This window comes from Gordonia sp. CNJ-863, from assembly GCF_001942325.1.
In the GTDB taxonomy this organism is placed as follows: Bacteria; Actinomycetota; Actinomycetes; order Mycobacteriales; family Mycobacteriaceae; genus Gordonia; species Gordonia alkanivorans.
This window is the reverse complement of record NZ_MKKG01000010.1, coordinates 64155-80365: the sequence shown is the minus strand read 5'-3', so window position 1 is coordinate 80365 and position 16211 is coordinate 64155. Positions and strand designations below refer to the sequence as shown.

Annotated in this window: 13 protein-coding genes and 1 pseudogene; 8 read left to right on the top strand and 6 right to left on the bottom strand. The window is 67.4% G+C overall.

Going from position 1 to position 16211, the window contains the following annotated elements; all coding sequences use genetic code 11:
* Positions 1-24: 24 nt before the first annotated feature.
* Positions 25-1314: a lipase family protein gene (locus BJF87_RS05720; RefSeq protein ID WP_035752127.1), complete on the bottom strand. Its 1290-nt coding sequence runs from the start codon at positions 1312-1314 to the stop codon at positions 25-27.
* 411 nt (positions 1315-1725) lie between these two features.
* Between BJF87_RS05720 and BJF87_RS05715 the strand changes: the two are divergent.
* Positions 1726-3137 (top strand): annotated as a pseudogene (locus tag BJF87_RS05715) (lipase family protein).
* A gap of 3 nt (positions 3138-3140) precedes the next feature.
* Here the strand turns inward: BJF87_RS05715 and ramB are convergent.
* Positions 3141-4571, bottom strand: a complete 1431-nt coding sequence (gene ramB, locus BJF87_RS05710) for an acetate metabolism transcriptional regulator RamB (protein WP_006358329.1) — start codon at positions 4569-4571, stop codon at positions 3141-3143.
* 93 nt (positions 4572-4664) lie between these two features.
* Here ramB and BJF87_RS05705 point away from each other — a divergent pair, with 93 nt between their 5' ends.
* The 4 genes from BJF87_RS05705 (at position 4665) to BJF87_RS05690 (ending at position 9261) form a co-directional block, all read left to right on the top strand.
* On the top strand, positions 4665-5408 hold the full coding sequence (locus tag BJF87_RS05705) for a hypothetical protein (RefSeq protein ID WP_006358330.1): 744 nt from the start codon (positions 4665-4667) through the stop codon (positions 5406-5408).
* Between the two features lie 471 nt (positions 5409-5879).
* Positions 5880-7175: an isocitrate lyase gene (gene aceA, locus BJF87_RS05700; RefSeq protein ID WP_005200301.1), complete on the top strand. Its 1296-nt coding sequence runs from the start codon at positions 5880-5882 to the stop codon at positions 7173-7175.
* Between the two features lie 163 nt (positions 7176-7338).
* Positions 7339-8226, top strand: coding sequence for a 3-hydroxybutyryl-CoA dehydrogenase (locus tag BJF87_RS05695; RefSeq protein WP_006358331.1), 888 nt, complete (start codon positions 7339-7341; stop codon positions 8224-8226).
* 252 nt (positions 8227-8478) lie between these two features.
* Positions 8479-9261 (top strand): hypothetical protein, encoded by a 783-nt coding sequence (locus BJF87_RS05690; RefSeq protein WP_006358332.1) that lies wholly within the window; start codon positions 8479-8481, stop codon positions 9259-9261.
* 168 nt (positions 9262-9429) lie between these two features.
* Here BJF87_RS05690 and BJF87_RS05685 read toward each other — a convergent pair whose 3' ends face one another.
* The 4 genes from BJF87_RS05685 to BJF87_RS05670 all read right to left on the bottom strand — a co-directional run bounded on the left by BJF87_RS05685 (position 9430) and on the right by BJF87_RS05670 (position 13036).
* Entirely contained in the window at positions 9430-10383 is a 954-nt protein-coding gene (locus BJF87_RS05685; protein WP_035752124.1) for a hypothetical protein, read from the bottom strand.
* A gap of 180 nt (positions 10384-10563) precedes the next feature.
* Positions 10564-11415, bottom strand: a complete 852-nt coding sequence (locus BJF87_RS05680; protein ID WP_006358334.1) for a polyphosphate kinase 2 family protein — start codon at positions 11413-11415, stop codon at positions 10564-10566.
* Positions 11412-12239, bottom strand: a complete 828-nt coding sequence (locus tag BJF87_RS05675) for an SDR family NAD(P)-dependent oxidoreductase (protein WP_006358335.1) — start codon at positions 12237-12239, stop codon at positions 11412-11414. The genes BJF87_RS05680 and BJF87_RS05675 overlap by 4 nt, the downstream gene beginning before the upstream one ends.
* Positions 12236-13036 (bottom strand): TetR/AcrR family transcriptional regulator, encoded by an 801-nt coding sequence (locus BJF87_RS05670; protein ID WP_187346472.1) that lies wholly within the window; start codon positions 13034-13036, stop codon positions 12236-12238. Before BJF87_RS05670 ends, BJF87_RS05675 begins: the two co-directional genes overlap by 4 nt.
* A 41-nt stretch (positions 13037-13077) precedes the next feature.
* Here BJF87_RS05670 and BJF87_RS05665 point away from each other — a divergent pair, with 41 nt between their 5' ends.
* The 3 genes from BJF87_RS05665 (at position 13078) to BJF87_RS26050 (ending at position 16167) form a co-directional block, all read left to right on the top strand.
* Positions 13078-14418 (top strand): DUF445 domain-containing protein, encoded by a 1341-nt coding sequence (locus tag BJF87_RS05665; RefSeq protein ID WP_006358337.1) that lies wholly within the window; start codon positions 13078-13080, stop codon positions 14416-14418.
* Positions 14419-14533: 115 nt separating this feature from the next.
* On the top strand, positions 14534-15067 hold the full coding sequence (locus tag BJF87_RS05660; RefSeq protein WP_006358338.1) for a helix-turn-helix domain-containing protein: 534 nt from the start codon (positions 14534-14536) through the stop codon (positions 15065-15067).
* 14 nt (positions 15068-15081) lie between these two features.
* Positions 15082-16167 carry a hypothetical protein gene (locus BJF87_RS26050; RefSeq protein ID WP_006358339.1) on the top strand — a complete coding sequence of 362 codons (1086 nt, stop codon included), beginning with the start codon at positions 15082-15084 and terminating at the stop codon, positions 16165-16167.
* The last annotated feature ends 44 nt before the right edge of the window (positions 16168-16211 follow it).

Here is a 16211-nt window from a genome sequence, read left to right as displayed (position 1 = left end):
CGACCCGTCACGCGGCGCTCGGCCTCACCCGGCCGGGCGCCGCGTGCATTCGTTCGGGGCCGGGCGGCCGGCGAGCCGCTCGTTCAGCCATTCCAGCGCGACCGGGAAACCCAGGATCGCGCCGGTGAGGTGTTCGCCGAAGATCTCCCGGTAGGCGGCGGTGGCGCCGTATCCGCACTGCTGCCGGTACAGCGCACGTGCGCCCGCCGCGGGAATCCACCACTCGTGGGTGCCGTGGTAGATCAGCAAGGGCACCACCGATTTCCGGTCGGCCATCGCGGTGAGCCGGTAGATGCGCTCGGCGACGGGCGAGTGGAACGGATCGGGGTCATTCGACATCAGCTGCATCGGCATGAAGGTCCCGCCGCCCAGTGCTTCGGGGATGACGCAGACGTTCTTCAACGGTGACGTGGCCAGCCACCGCGCGGGGCGATTGGCGAGCGCGAGGATCTCGGTGCGTTCGCGGGCGATGCCGAAGGTCGCCGCGTGGAACAGCCCGGAGGCCAGATTCGCGTTCATGCTGCCGACGAGCATCCGGAAATCCGCGGGCACCCCGCCGAGGGCGGCGCCGACGATCCGGTCGGACAGTTCGGGTGCGTACTCGCCGACCAGCTTCGACGCCCCGTGCGTCGCGATCGCCCCACCCGAGTAGCCTGTCATCGCGATCCTGCTGTGCCGCAGCGTTTCCGGGCGCACTGACAGTCCGGCTCGGATCGCATCGAGAACGACGTGCCCGGCGAGCACGGGCTCGGCGTACGCCATCCGCGGCCCCTGGTGGTCGGGGACGAGGACTGCGTGACCGTCGTTCAGGGCGAGCTGGGTGGTCGGCGGGATCAGGTCGGTGAGGTTCGTCGCGATCGAGAAGCCGTGCGCCAGAGTGTATCCGGGTGTGCAGGCGGCGCCGAGCGAGTCGATGGGGAGGTTGTTGACCAGCAGGGGGCGGGGTCCGCGGGTCGGCCGGTTGGGGATGAGCAGTGTCGCGGTGCCGAAGATCGGGGCGCCGGTCGCGTCGGTGGTGGCGAACTTGATCAGGGTGGCCGACCGGAGGGGAACGGTGACGACCGGGCCCGCGGTGGCGGTGACGTCGCGGACCGCGATGACCTGCCCCGGCCGCAGCGCCGGCAGATCCGCGGGCCAACGGTCGAACAGCGGATCCCCGGTGGGCGAAGGGAGCAGAGCCTCCCGCAACTCCAGTGTGCGGTGGTCGAATCCGGCTGCCCGTGCCCGTGGTGGTATGTCCCGCAGGCGCGGGATCGGAGGAGGTGGCACGGCCGCGTCGAGTGCATCGGCCACCGGCGGCGGGACCGGCATCATGTTCGGTGGTTCGCCGGCGGCGTACCCCGGTGCAACAGCACACCACGCAGCCACCAACCCGGCGGCGATCCCCACGATCAGCGCCCGGCGACCGTTCCGGTGTCGTCGACCGTTCGCGGTTGTCGCCATCGGGTGCCTCCGCAGCGTGTGAGTGCATCGTCGTCTCACTGCGGTCGACACTAGGACGAGCGACCAGGTGTCGATGTCCGGCGCCCCGATGGTCGTTTCTTCGAGATCGAACCGTGATCCACAATGAGCCGGACGATCGGATTTTCCGGCGTGAACAAGGGTGTGTCCTGCCGAAGTCCGTGCGGCCGTTTAGCATGACGGAATCCGGACCGGAGGAGCGAGTCGGGCTGACCATCGGGGGTGAGCTGACCCGGAATCGCCCGCATGACAGGAGTGTTGGTGATGCGTTCGATGGGCAGGTGGCGACCACGGACGCTGCGCGCGTTGGTGATCGTCGGCGTCGCCACGGCCACGCTGGTCTCCGGTCTCGGGGAGTGGGGACGGGCGCCGTGGCGAGTGCCGAGCCCCCGAACCTGACCGCCATCCAGCCGAACATCCCGGGCGAGATCGACGCGGTGGTGCCGCCGCCCCCGATCAAGAAACTCAAGCGCATCCCGCAGCGGTCGAGGATCGAAGGCGGTTCCCGTGAGCTGCAGGAACTACGTGAGGCGGTCATGCCGTCGCCGGTGGGCGACCGATTCTTCGATCACTGGCCCGCCGACCTCGCCGGACGCAAGCCCGGCGACCTGATCGCGACCCGGGACGTGACTCCGGTGGCCGGCTTTCTCGTCACGGTGCCCTTGCGCTCGGCTCGGCAGGTCAAGTTCCGCACCACCGATGCCACCGGCGGACCGCTGTTCGGTACGGCGACCCTGTTCGTCCCGCGAAAGCAGTGGACGGGTCCGGGGCCGCGACCGGTCGTCATCAACAACACGCCGATCGTCGCACTGGGAACCACCTGTACGCCGGGGTACACGTTCTCCCACGGGTACAACGACGACACCAACAGCACCGACCTGTTCCCCCCGCTGACGCAGTTGGCGCTCGACCGCGGATATGCGGTGATCGTGCCCGACCACACCGGCGCCCGGATGGCCTACGCCGAACCGTATGTGGGCGCTCATGTCGTCCTCGATTCCGTTCGGGCCGCCGCGAAGCTGGACCCGAAAGAGTTCGGCCGGGGTCCGATCGTCATGAACGGGTACTCCGGCGGCGCGATCGCGACCAATGCCGCCTCGAGACTCGCCTCCTCCTACGCGCCCGATCAGGCGGGACGGTTCGTCGGCGCGGCCATCGGCGGTGTGCCGGCGGACTACCGGGCCCTGGCCGGCGCGATGAACGCCAACCTGGCCTCCGGGGTCTACCACTCCGCGATGCTGGGCGTGGCTCGGGAGCGTCCCGAGATCCTGGAGATGTCGAACCACGCCGCGCGCTGGCTCGCGACGTCCCCCTTGCGCGATCTGTGTACCGGCGACATGGGCAAACTGGGTATCTCCCACATGCCCACACAGTTGCTCTCGGTCGACCCCGACCCGTTCCATACACCGGTCGCCGAGCACATCTTCGACGTCACCTCGATGTCGGGGCAGAAGGCGACGATGCCCCTGTTCATCTACCACGGGGCCTATGAATGGTGGATTCCCGCGGCCCAGGCGCGGGCACTGTTCGAGGAACAGTGCGAGCTCGGTGCGACCGCGAGCTACCGCGAGTACCCGATCGAGCACATCACCGCGGTGTTCACCTCGTTCCCGGACGTGGCCACCTGGCTCGACCGTCGACTTCAGGGAATCCCCGCCACGAACGAATGTCGCTGATCGTCACCGGGTCTCGGTGATCGCCATGTACGGCGACACCGTGGAGGAGTGCTCGTTCACGCGCAGCGTCGCACCCAGCGCCGGGAACGCACGCTGCGCACAGTTGGTGCGCTCGCAGACCCGGCAACCCGCACCGATCGGGGTCACGTGCGCCTGCGGGCCGATCTCGAGGCCGTCGGAGTAGATCACCCGGCCGGCATGGCGGAGTTCGCATCCCATGCCGATGGCGAAGGTCTTGCCGGGTTGTCCGTAACGCGCCGCCCGTCGTTCGACGGTCCGTGCGACCCAGAAGTAGTTGCGGCCGTCGGGCATCTCGGCGATCTGGGTGAGGATCTTGCCCGGCGAGGCGAATGTCTCGTAGACGTTCCACAGCGGGCAGGTGCCGCCACTGGAGGAGAAGTGGAAACCGGTGGCGGACTGACGTTTCGACATGTTCCCGGCACGGTCGACGCGCACGAACGACCAGGGGATGCCGCGCAGGTTGGGGCGTTGCAGGGTCGAGAGCCGGTGGCAGATCGTCTCGTAGGAGACCGCGTAGAACGCCGACAGTCGCTCGATGTCGTAGCGGAAATCCTCTGCGGCGCCGTGGAACTGGCTGTAAGGGAGGACGACGGCCGCGGCGAAGTAGTTCGCCAGTCCGAGCAGCGCCAGCGATCGGGCGTCCTCGCTGGTGAAGTTGCCCTGGTCGACGAGTTCGTCGAGCAGGTCGTGGTACTCGAGGTAGCAGAGCTCGCTGGCGAGTTTGAAGGTTCGCTGTCCGGCGGAGAGGGCGGCGGAGAACTCGAGCCTGCGCTCCTCGGCGTTCAGGCGATGCAGGGTGTAGTCGCCGAGGTCGACGCGGCGCACGATGCTGATCCCGTGCACGTTCTCGATGCGGTTCATGATCTCGCGCCGGATGTCCGCGGAGTGCATGCGCATCCGGTTCGTCATCTCCTCGGCGGCGATGTCGAGCTCGTGGATGTAGTTGCGGCGCTGATAGAAGTAGTCGCGCACCTCCTCGTGCGGCGCACTGATCGTGCCGCGCATGCTGCGGTCGCCGCGTTCGTCGGTGGCCGCGGCGAGCTGGTCGGTCGCGATCCGGTAGCGCCGGTGGAGGTTGACCATCGCCTGCGCGATCTCCGGATGTGCAGCGACCATCGTGCTGATCTGCGAGGCGTCATGCGCGCCCGGCGCGGCCTCGATGTCGTCGTCGAGCAGCACCTCACGCAGTTCGGCGACGAGTCGGAGGTCGTCCTGGGAGTCGAAGAACCCGGCGTCCACGCCGAACGCCTCGGTGATCTTGCGCAGCACCGAGGTCGTGAGCGGTCGGGCGTCGTGCTCGATCTGGTTGAGATACGACGCGGAGATCGACAGCGTCTGTGCGAGGGCCACCTGCGACAGTCCGCGCTCGGAGCGCAACTGGCGCAGCCGAGATCCGACGTAGGTCCTGCTCACTCGTCACCTCCGGAACAGGGGATGCCAGATCGATGATCCCCTTCAGGGTACGGTGGCCGCGTGCGCTCACCCCACGGCCGACTCCGCACCCCGATGCGGGTGACGGCCGCGACGTTCGTGCTGGTGACCGGGATGATCGCGAGCGTCGGGTGCTCGACCGGGTCGGCCGGGGCGCCTGCGCCGCGCACACCGTCCGACCTGCTGCTCCCGACATCCGACCTGCCGCCGGGATTCGCCGCCGAGGCGCTGTCCGTCAGCGACCTGGTCGCCGGGAACCGGGCGGGTATCGACGCCGCGCGCACCACCCGCGTCACCCCTGAGTACTGCGTCCCGACCGCCGACGCGGACCTCAACGGAGAGCTGACCGCGGACAACTCGGCGGTCCTCGCCGGTCGAGGTGGCAGCGGGGTGCTCGTCGAGCTGGTCACGAAGGCGCGGCGCGACATCGACGCGGACCGGCTCGCCACCACCGGACGCTGTGCGCGCACGACCACCGAGATCACCACCGGTAACCTCGCCGGCAGTCGCGTCGTCACCGAGTACACCGAGATCGCGCCACCCGAGATCGACGGCGGGCTCGGTGCAGGCGAGCAGATGCTGCTGACGCGGTCCGAGGTCACCACCACGCTTCCCGACGGCGGGGTCCGACGCCAGGTCGGCTTCGCCGGATACGCCGCCCTGGACCGACCGGCGTCGGGTCCGGTCACCGTCCAGCTGACGGTGTCGGGCGCTGCGACCCCGGCCGCCGATCCGCCCACGGACCCGACCGAACCGGTCGACTCCGCTGCCATGGCGGAGCTCTTCGGCGACGCGATCGGCCGCGTCACCGTCCCCTGATCGAGCCCCTCGAAGGGCTCATCCGGCCGTCTGCGCGGTGTGAATGTCGTCACTCCGTGCCCGGTCTGCGCCGAGCGCGGTCTCCTCGATACCTCGCATCGCGGCCGGGGAGTGTGCTGTACTCCTGAGTAGGAAATCCCAGTACGCGCGTACTTTTTTCGACGGACCGCGGGGGTTTTCACACGACAAGATTTGCAGAATTTGCAAACCCTCGTCAAAAAATAACCCGGATTTGCACTCGCTGAGGGTTGGACCTGCGGGTTTGTCCTGTGGCACCCTTGCTGCAGGCACCACAGACGGAAGCCCAAGAGTTCGCAAATCCGGCCGACACCGCCGCCGGACGCGCGAGTGTAAAGCTCTCGGGGTTCACGAGGGATGCCGGTCAGCACTCCAGGCCTCGGCGGCGCGCCGGGCCGGTCGCCCCGATCCGACCCGGTCGGGACGAGCAGGACAACGAAAGCGAAGTAGCCAATGAGCAACGTCGGAAAGCCCCGCACCGCCGCGGAGATCCAGCAGGACTGGGACACCAACCCCCGCTGGAAGGGCATCAAGCGCGACTACACCGCCGAGCAGGTCGCTCAGCTCCAGGGTTCGGTCGTCGAGGAGCACACCCTCGCCCGCCGTGGCGCCGAGATCCTGTGGGACGGCGTGACCAAGGGTGACGGTTCCTACATCAACGCTCTCGGCGCCCTCACCGGCAACCAGGCCGTGCAGCAGGTCCGCGCCGGCCTGAAGGCCGTGTACCTGTCGGGTTGGCAGGTCGCCGGTGACGCCAACCTGTCCGGCCACACCTACCCCGACCAGTCGCTGTACCCGGCGAACTCGGTTCCCAACGTTGTTCGTCGCATCAACAACGCGCTGCTCCGCGCCGACGAGATCGCCCGCGTCGAGGGTGACGACTCGGTCGACAACTGGGTCGTGCCGATCGTCGCCGATGGTGAGGCCGGCTTCGGTGGCGCTCTCAACGTCTACGAGCTCCAGAAGGCCATGATCGCCGCGGGTGCTGCCGGTACCCACTGGGAGGATCAGCTCGCCTCGGAGAAGAAGTGCGGCCACCTCGGTGGCAAGGTGCTCATCCCGACCCAGCAGCACATCCGCACCCTGAACTCGGCCCGCCTGGCCGCCGACGTCGCCGGTGTCCCCACCGTCGTCATCGCGCGTACCGACGCCGAGGCCGCGACCCTCATCACCTCCGATGTGGACGACCGCGACAAGCAGTTCGTCACCGGTGAGCGCACCGCCGAGGGCTACTACCACGTGAAGAACGGCATCGAGCCGTGCATCGAGCGTGCGAAGTCCTACGCTCCGTACGCCGACATGATCTGGATGGAGACCGGTACCCCGGATCTCGAGCTGGCTCGCAAGTTCGCCGAGGCCGTCAAGGCCGAGTACCCCGACCAGCTGCTGTCCTACAACTGCAGCCCGTCGTTCAACTGGAGCAAGCACCTCGACGACAGCACCATCGCCAAGTTCCAGAACGAGCTGGGCGCCATGGGCTTCACCTTCCAGTTCATCACCCTGGCCGGCTTCCACTCGCTCAACTACGGCATGTTCGACCTTGCCTACGGTTACGCCCGCGAGCAGATGACCGCCTTCGTCGACCTGCAGAACCGCGAGTTCAAGGCAGCCGACGAGCGTGGCTTCACCGCCGTCAAGCACCAGCGTGAGGTCGGCGCCGGGTACTTCGACAGCATCGCCACCACCGTCGACCCGAACACCTCGACCGCAGCTCTCAAGGGCTCGACCGAAGAGGGCCAGTTCCACTAGGAGCTATTCCGCCTGCCCGGAACTTTGGCGAACCCCTTCAGGCGGTCCGCGGCTTTCGCTGCGGGCCGCCTGCTGGCGTATCAAGGGCTTTGGTCGTACCCCGGGAGTTACCCGTGTTCTTACGAGATCAGTTGTCACATAGGCGTTTCCCGGAGGATCTGACATGACAAGCCAGAAGATCACCCGAGTCGGCATCGTCGGAGCCGGACAGATGGGCGCCGGGATCGCCGAGGTGTGTGCCCGGGCCCAAGCCGACGTACTGGTCTACGAATCCACCCGCGATCTCCTCTCCGCGGGGCGCGCCCGCATCCTGAGTTCGCTCGATCGGGGAGTGTCGAGCGGCAAACTGACCGAACGCGAACGCGACCAGGCGGCCGACCGACTCACCTTCACCTCGGATTTGAACGACTTCGCCGACCGTCAGCTGGTCTGCGAGGCCGTCGTCGAGGACGAGGCCGTCAAGACCGCGATCTTCACCGACCTCGACAAGATCGTCGACGATCCGCACGCGGTCCTCGCGTCGAACACATCCTCCATCGCGATCATGAAGCTGGCCACGGCGACTCAGAGCGCCGCCCGCGTGATCGGCCTCCACTTCTTCAATCCCGTACCCGTGCTCCCTCTGGTCGAGCTCGTCACCACGCCGGTGACCGCTCCCGAGGTGACCGCGCGGGCCGAAACCTTTGCGCACGACGTCCTCGGCAAGCAGGTGATCCGTTCCGCCGACCGCTCGGGCTTCGTCGTCAACGCCCTGCTCGTTCCCTATCTGCTCTCCGCGATCCGCATGGTGGAGAGCAGATTCTCGACGGTCGAGGACATCGACAGGGCCATGATGCTCGGTTGCGCCCATCCGATGGGGCCGCTGAAGCTCGCCGACCTGGTGGGTCTCGACACCGTCAAGGCCATTGCCGACAAGATGCACGAGGAGTTCGACGAGCCGCTCTACGCGCCGCCCCCGCTGCTGGTGCAGATGGTCACCTCGGGCCGTCTCGGCAAGAAGGCCGGTCACGGCTTCTATGAGTACGAGCGGGTTCTCGCCGGCAAAAGGTGAGCTGAGACACAGGTGTTAGCAGAATGCTTGCATTTGCTAGCACGGCGTGGATACTGGACTTCGGAAACACCAATACCGATGGCGCCGCGGTTCCCTAATCTCGCGCGGTGACGAGCCGGAAGATCATGGCGGCTTGCGACACCGGACATCGGGTCGAACCGACGACAAACCGACATGCGCCCGGCAATGATGCCGAGATCGGCGAGACCGCATGTGCTGCAGCGCGATTGGTGCCAACAGAAGGAGTCACTCGTGACCACCACCCGTAACTACGCCCCCCTCTACGCCGCAGTCGGCGCCGGTGACTATGCCTTCACGCAGGTCACCGAGAAGCTCACCGAGCTCCGTGAGCGCACCGAGGCCGCCGCCGAGACCGCCCAGACGCGTCTCGAGGCTCGCTACACCGAGACCAAGGCCCTCATCACCGACCTGCCCGAGACGGCTCAGAGCCGCTTCGATGAGGCCAAGACCCGCATCGAGTCGCTCTCCGAGGAAGTTCCCACCGAGATCGACGAACTCCGCGGCAAGCTGACCGCCGACGAGCTCAAGAAGCTGGCCGACCCGTACGTCGAGAAGGCCACCGACTTCTACAACACGCTCGCCGAGCGTGGCGAGGCCACCCTCGAGCGCCTGCGCAAGAAGCCGGTCGTCCAGGAGAACCTGTCCCGTGTGGAGAAGGTCTACAACGACGCGGTCGACATCACCGAAGACGCCCTCGGCGTCGTGTCCTCGCAGACCCGCCTCGTCGGTGAGCGCGCCGCCAAGCTGGCCGGTCGCGTGAGCGAAGAGGTCGAGGACGTCGCCGTCGCCATCGAAGAGATCGGCGGCGACATCAAGGAGCAGGCCGACGACGCGGCCAAGGAGATCGACGGCGCCGCAGGCACTGTCGAGGCCAAGGCCCGCACCGCCCAGGCATCGCCGGCCAAGAAGGTCGCCGAGGCCAAGGACGAGTCGGTTCCCCCGGTGAAGAAGGTCCCGGCCAAGAAGTCGCCCGCCAAGAAGGCTCCGGCCAAGAAGGCGACCACCGCGAAGTAAGCACTCGCGCAAGTCACTACGACGCCCCCGCTGTCCGGCGGGGGCGTCGTCGTGTGTGCGCTCGGGTGTTTCCCCCGCGCGGGCTGGATTCCTTCCCGCGGGGAGGACTACCTCCCGCGGGCGCCAGCCGATAAGCGCGAGGGAATCGGGCCGGCGGCAAGGAAACAGTCACGCGGGAATGGTCCTCGACGACAGCAGCTTCAGACTTTCCAGCCACGGACGAAGCATCCCCACCACCGCACCCTTCTTGAGATCCGTCCACGTCCATCGGACGACGATGGCACCGAGAGCGCGCAGGTCATCCTCACGACGCTTCTCCCGCATCACGGCATCTTCGACGGTGGTTCCGGGTTTGCGCAGCCGGCCGTACTTGACCATCCCGTCGAACTCGCCGATGAGCCGCTCGTCCCAGTCGAAGTCCGAATAGTAGGTGCCGCGACGGCCGCGGAACTCGTGCTGGAGTCTCGGTATCGGCAACCCCGCCTCGATCATCTGCGCGCGACTCCAGGATTCGGCCACGTTCTCGGACAGGGGGTCGGCGAGTCGCAACGCCCGTCGGGCGGTGCGGACACCTCGGCGTCGACGATCCGCCAGGGTATGTGCGAGCTTTTCGGCGTTCGCGCCGGTACGCAGGGCCTGATCGAATGCGGCCAGCGACTGGGCGAAAGTGCCGCTCGTTGCGACATCGACCGCGGTGCGTTCGAGGGTCGTGACCAGCATGCCGTCGACCTCGACGATGTCGTCGTCACCGAATGGTGCTGCGTGGACGTGGCGGTGCCCCTGGATGAATCCACCCGACTTCTTCCCGTTCACGACGTGCACGGACTCGATGTCCGGTTTGAGGAGTGGGAGTCCGTGGACGGCGGCAGCCGACGCATGACTCAGCGGCATTGCCTGCGCACCGGCGTCGCAGTTGGTCGCAACCGCGATCGCTTTGAACCGGTGTAACCGTTGGGCGCCCTCATGTCCGACGAACTGTGTCGATGCCGGTACGAACACGCCTGGCACGAGACGTATGAGTTCGCGGCGGCGGACGGCGGCCGCGAGCTCGTTGTCGGAGATCGCGGCGTCGAGCGCTGCGGCTCTCCTGACGAGACCGTACTGATCGATTGGGAAGGCCATCATCCTTCTTTGACGCACCGAAACGCATTTCGGCTCCCACCGATCTCATCGCCTTCCCGCCGCGTGTCCGTTTCCCTCCCGCCGTACCCCTGCCCTCCCGCTTATCGGCTGGCGCCCGCGCAAAGGAACTCCTCCCGCGGCGACGAAGCGCTCACGCGGGAGTGGCTCTTTTCGCGACGTTCAGTCGCTGGCGGCGAGCCGCTTCTTCTCGGCCTCGACGTCGAAATCCGCTTTCGGCCAGTCGAGATCGAGGCCGGCGAGTGCGGTGGTGAGCAGCTCGCAGACAGCGAGGCGGGCGAACCACTTCCGGTTCGCGGGGATCACGAACCAGGGTGCCGAGTCCTTGTCGGTCAGGTCGAAAACGTCCTGGTAGGCCTCGAGGTAGGCGTCCCAGTGGGCGCGCTCGTCGATGTCACCCGGGTTGAACTTCCAGTACTTGTCCGGACGGTCGAGACGTTCGGCGAGACGTGCCTTCTGCTCGTCCTTGGACACCACCAGGCAGCACTTGATGATCGTGGTGCCGTTGGCGACCAGTTCGGACTCGAACTGGTTGATGAGATCGTAGCGCTTCTCCCACTCCGACTTCGGGACGAGGTTGTGTACCCGTACGGGCAGGACGTCCTCGTAGTGCGACCGGTCGAAGATCCCGATCCGGCCGGCGGGCGGGAGCGCCTTGTTGATGCGCCACAGGAAGTCGTGCTGCAACTCTTCCGGCGTCGGCTTCCCGAATCCCTTGATGGACAACCCCTGTGGGTCGAGGAGACCTCCCACGTGCCGGACGATGCCGCCCTTGCCCGCGGTGTCCATGCCCTGCAGGACCAGCAGTACCGACCGGTGGTCGCCGGCACGGCCGTTGGCGTACAGCAACTCCTGGAGGCCGGCCAGCTCCTCACCGCGTTTCACGAGAAGCTCTGCGCCGGAGATCTTGTCACCGTCGAACCCGGGCGTCGATCCGGGGTCGAAGGAGGCGATCGGCCCGACCGCACCTGCGCGGAGGGCTCCGGCGGCGGGAATGGACCAACCGTTCCTCATGACTCGTCCTCTCGTGGCTCCACTGCTTGATCGGTCTCGATCGCCGGCGGGAACAGCGGCCCGCCGCCGAATGCGCCGCGATGCGAATCCGGTGGTGTGCCATCGTTGTTGACGATCCCGTAGCGGGCGCCCAGTTCGGCGGTGACGAGGGTGTGGCCGCTGTGCGCGGCGAGGTCGGGGTCCTGCGCGAGGCGGGAGATCACGCGACCCACGAACTCCGGGTCCTCGGCTCGTTGCAGCGAGAAACCGGCGAACTCGTCGAGGCCGAGCGACAGCAGTAGCTCGGTGCGGATCAGGCCCAGCCACAACGAGATCGCGCTGACCCCGGTGCCCTTCAGCTCGACGGCCATGTCCGCGGCCATCTTGTCCAGCGCCGTCTTGCTCATCCCGTACAGCACCGAATGCAGATGGCCGCGGGAACCGAACGACGAGATGTTCGTGATCAGACCCCGACCGGCCTCGGTCATCAGCTGCGCCGCATGCACCGAGGCCACGTAGTGGGCACGCAGACCCACGCCGATCAGGGTGTCCCAGTCGTCGACCGGGCGCTTCCAGAACGGGTCCGAGAACCCGCCGAATCCCTTCGGCGCCGCCCACGCGTTGTTGACGAGGAGGTCGAGTTGCCCACTGGAAGAGGCGATCTCGTCGAACACCGCGGCCACCGCGGCGTCGTCGGTGTGGTCGCACGCAAGGGCGATGGCGCCCTCCGGTCCGGTGCCGTGACGTGAGGTGACGTAGGTGGTCCAGCCGTCGTCGACGAGCGAACGGGCGACGCCCTGGCCGACGCCCCGGCTACCGCCGGTCACCAGCGCGACCCGGCTCATGAGCCGCCTGTCGCGTCGGACGGCGCCTCGCGTGCTGGTTCGGTCAGCGGCGGGGGAGAGGCGAGGAAGGCCTCGCGCGAGCCGTCGACGGCGGCGACGCCCACGACCGCGCTCCACACCATCATCGTCAGGTAGTCGACGACCTGGTCGGCGTCGAGCGTGCGGCTGGTCATCCACCAGTCGACGACGTGCTGGATACCGCCGACGAGAGCGTGCGACCACAGCTCGGCGCCGGTGGTGTCCGCGCCGCGCTCGGTCATGCGCATCACGATGCTGCTCATGACCAGCTGCGACACCAGGCGTACCGAGTCGGCGGGAGCCGGCGACGAGGTCGGCGAGCTGGCGAGTGCGAAGCGGTACAGGTTGGGTTCGTCGTCGACCGCGTGGACGTACACACCGATGATCGTGTGGGTGAGCGTGTACTCGTCGACGTCGTCGGAGAGCGCCTCCGTCAGTCGCGGCCAGATCGTGTTCTCGAAGAAGCGCACGGTGGTCGCGACCCCGAGGTCGCTCTTGTCGGTGAAGTACCGGTAGAGAACGGTCTTGGAGACACCGATGTGGGCGGCGATCTCGTCCATCCCGACGTCGGCGCCGAGCTCGCGGACAGCGGTGATGACGCCGTCGGTCAGCTCGGTGCGTCGGGCGAGCTTGTGCTTCTCCCAGCGCTGCTTGCGGCCGTCCGGTTTGGCGCCGGTCTCGGTGACCGTGGTCAGAACCTGTTCGAGGCCGCGCGTCACGTTGGCCGCAGCCGCCATCGCTGCACGCGCAGCAGCTGCGGGATTGGGGCGGTTGGCCATCACGACGCCAGCGTAGTCGGTTGATGGGTGACACTGGTGCCATGGCATCGAGAGTGATCGAAGGAGTCGCCGGGCAGCCCGAGGGCAAGCCCGATGCGCCGTCCGCCCCTGGATTCGGAGGGGACAGCGCCGGGGATGCCGGCCGACGCAGGGATCTCCGCAGGATGAAGGCGGTCGCGACCGGCTTCCTGGTCTTCGCGGCGGTGGTCTACCTCTTCACCCGCTACCTCGAGCACCGCGACGGCGCCGACGTCGCCGCGTGGGTCGGCTATGTGCAGGCCGCATCCGAGGCCGGCATGGTCGGCGCGCTGGCCGACTGGTTCGCGGTGACGGCTCTCTTCCGGCATCCGCTGGGTATCCCGATCCCGCACACCGCCCTGATCCGCAAGAAGAAGGACGACATCGGCGACCAGCTGGGCGGCTTCATCGAAGAGAACTTCATGACGCCCGAGGTCGTCGTCTACCGCGCACAGCAGATCGATCTGCCGCGACGGTTGTCGACGTGGGTCGCCGATCCGCGCAACGCGCCGCGGATCTCCGGCGAAGCGGCGCGCGCGATCCAGCTCGCGTCGGAGATGCTCCGCGACGAGGACGTCGAACAGCTCATCCAGGCCGCACTGAAGTGGGTCGCCGAACCCCAGTGGGCACCCCCGACGGGCCGCATCCTGGAACAGCTCATCGCCGAGGACCGCCTCGAACCGGTCTTCCAGATGCTGTGCGATCGCGCGCACGAATGGGCGATCGGCAGCCAGGACCTCATCGACCGCCTCGTCGACCGCGACGGCCCGCAGTGGACGCCGAAGTTCGTCAACACACTCGTCGGCGACAAGATCCACCGGGAGCTCGTCGAGTTCACCTACAAGGTGCGCTCCGACCCCGACCACGAATTGCGCCGGGCCATGCACGAATTCGTGGAGAAGTTCGCCGACGACCTGCAGAACGATCCCGAGATGATCGAGAAGTTCGAGGCGATCAAGATGGAACTGGTGGGTCGCGACGAGGTCACCGGCGCGGCGTCGACCGCCTGGAAGACCGGCAAGGCCGTCATCGAGCAGATGCTCGACGACCCCAACAGCACGCTGCGGAACACCCTGTCGGACTCGATCATCCAGCTCGCCACCAGGATTCGCGACGACCGTCCGCTGCAGGAGAAGATGAACGGCTGGGTCGCGCGGGTCGCGCACCACATCGCCGCGAACTACTCGCAGGAGATCATCTCGGTCATCACCGAGACCGTGCGCGGTTGGGACGCCGACGACACCAGCCGCAAGATCGAACTGCAGGTGGGACGCGATCTGCAGTTCATCCGGATCAACGGCACCGTGGTCGGTGCGCTCGCCGGCCTGGTCATCCACACGACGTCGGTGCTGATCTTCCACTGACGTCGAATCCCGGTGATCCGCCCACGATCCGACGCCCGGATTAGCTGTGTGCTTGCACGTGCTAGCAGCGACGTCGATACTCGGTAGAGATGATCCACCCCTGGAACGGAGCGTGATGAAGCGCGACAAGGACGAGGCTTCCGTCGACGCCGTCGTGAACGGCGAGGCCGAGTCCGTCGACTCCGCGGATCATGCGTCCGACGACGGCGACGGCACGACGGCGATGGCGGTCGAGGCCGTGGAGGCCGTCGCGACGGCCGCGCAGGACGCGGTGGCGAACGCGGCGCAGGACATCGGTGCTTTCATCCGGTCCCAGCGAGTGGCCGCAAAGGTCTCGCTCCGGCAGCTCTCCGAACGTGCCGGGGTCAGCAATCCGTACCTCAGTCAGATCGAGCGAGGCCTCCGGAAACCCTCCGCGGACGTCCTCGCCCAGATCGCCAAGGGCCTACGGGTGTCTGCGGAAGTGTTGTACGTGCGCGCAGGAATTCTCGAAGAACGCCCCGCGAGCCCGGTCCGTGATGCTCTTATCGCAGATGACTCGATCAACGAGCGTCAGAAACAGATGTTGCTGGAGATCTACGAGTCCTTCCGCAAGGAGAACGCGATCTCCTCGACTGGTTCCGAGAAAGACGAGTTCCGAGAGAACTGAGGCAGGAGAGCTGAATGAGCGAGAACCCGTTGACGACAGCCGTGGGACAGGTGGCCGCCTTGCTGGCCGAGGTCCGGCAGCGCGGGGAGGCGGCGAGCGAACAGGCCCAGTCCAAGCTCGCCGAGACCGTCGAAACCACCCAGTCGAGGCTCGCCGAGACTGTCGAGACCACCCAGTCGAAGTTGGTCGAGACCGTCGGCTCGACGCAGGCGAAGATCACGGGTTCCCGGGACGACGCCCAGGCGAGGATCGACGAGGCGCTCGCGACCGCGTTGGCGCTCTTCGAGGAGGCGAAGTCGAAGCTGTCGACGCTTCCGGTCGAATTGCCCAGCGAGATCGAGGAATTGCGCGCCCGGTTCTCCCCGGAGGAGCTCCGCAAGGTCGCCGAGGCCTATCTCGCCGTCGCGGCCGGGCTGCTGACGTCCCTGTCGGAACGGCGTGACGAGGCCGTCGGGAAGCTCTTGTCGCAGCCGGTCGTCGGGGAGAACCTGCCGAAGCTCGAGAAGGTCTACAGCGACGCGGTCGGTCTCACCGAGGAGGCGCTGGGGACGATCTCCGAGCAGACTCGCGCGGTTGGTGAGCGGGCGCTGCGCCTGGCCGGGCTGGCCGACGGCAGCGGACCCGACGGCACGATCCGCGACGCCAGCGCCGACGCTCCGGTGCGGGCGGTCGCTGCGGCGCCGGCTCCGGCGAAGAAGGCCCCCGCCAAGGCGACCCCTCCCGCGAAGGCTGCCGCGGACAAGGCACCCGCGAAGAAGGCACCGGCCGAGAAGGCGGCAACGAAGAAGGCCCCCGCCAAGACGACCCCGGCCAAGAAGGCTCCCGCGAAGAAGGCGCCGGCGAAGAAGGCCGCCGCGGTGAAGGGCGCCGCCGAACGCGCCGCGGCCAAGAAGGCCCCGGCCCGCAAGACCACCCCCGCCAAGGCGACGAAGGCCACACCGACCAAGGCGGCTGCGAAGAAGACACCCGCGGCGAAGAAGGCCGCAGCGGCGAACAAGGCGACCGCGGCGAAGAAGACGACCGCAGCGAAGAAGACGGCCGCGAAGAAGGCTCCCGCCAAGAAAACTGCTGCCAAGAAGGCCACTCCCCGCGCCGACTGATCCCTCGGCGCACGTTCCGCCCGCGCGTGGCGTCGTGGGCTGCT